The 361-nt window shown below is 65.4% G+C and carries 1 protein-coding gene; it reads left to right on the forward strand.

From position 1 onward, the window contains the following. A partial coding sequence (locus tag AB4Y92_RS26710) for a GMC oxidoreductase (RefSeq protein WP_441822365.1) occupies nucleotides 1-188 on the forward strand: 188 nt, incomplete at its 5' end. Nucleotides 189-361 lie beyond the last annotated feature (173 nt).

The following is a 361-nucleotide window of genomic DNA, read 5'->3' on the forward strand; positions in this document are numbered from 1 at the left end:
CCTCCGGCACCTGCCGGATGGGGCGGGCCGACGACGAGGCGGCTGTCGTCTCGCCACGCGATGGCGCCGTCCACGGGGTCGGCGGGCTGCATGTAATCGATGCTTCGGTGATGCCTTGCGTGCCGAGAGCCAATACCAACCTGCCCACCACGATGCTGGCGGAAAAACTGGCGGATGGTCTGGCCTGAAGCCGCGTCATGCAGCAACGGCAATAAGCGAAGCTGTCCTCGCTCCGGGGACGGACGACGTGGAAGCGCAAGCGTGGCGAGACCAGCAGACTTATCGCCGCCTGTTGCGCGGTTTTTCGTTCCAAAGCGGAGCGTCTCAAAATCGGCAGGGAGCGCGCTCGCCTTTGCCCGGA

It is taken from the genome of Lysobacter sp. TAB13 (genome assembly GCF_052113885.1).
In the GTDB taxonomy this organism is placed as follows: domain Bacteria; phylum Pseudomonadota; class Gammaproteobacteria; order Xanthomonadales; family Xanthomonadaceae; genus Lysobacter; species Lysobacter gummosus.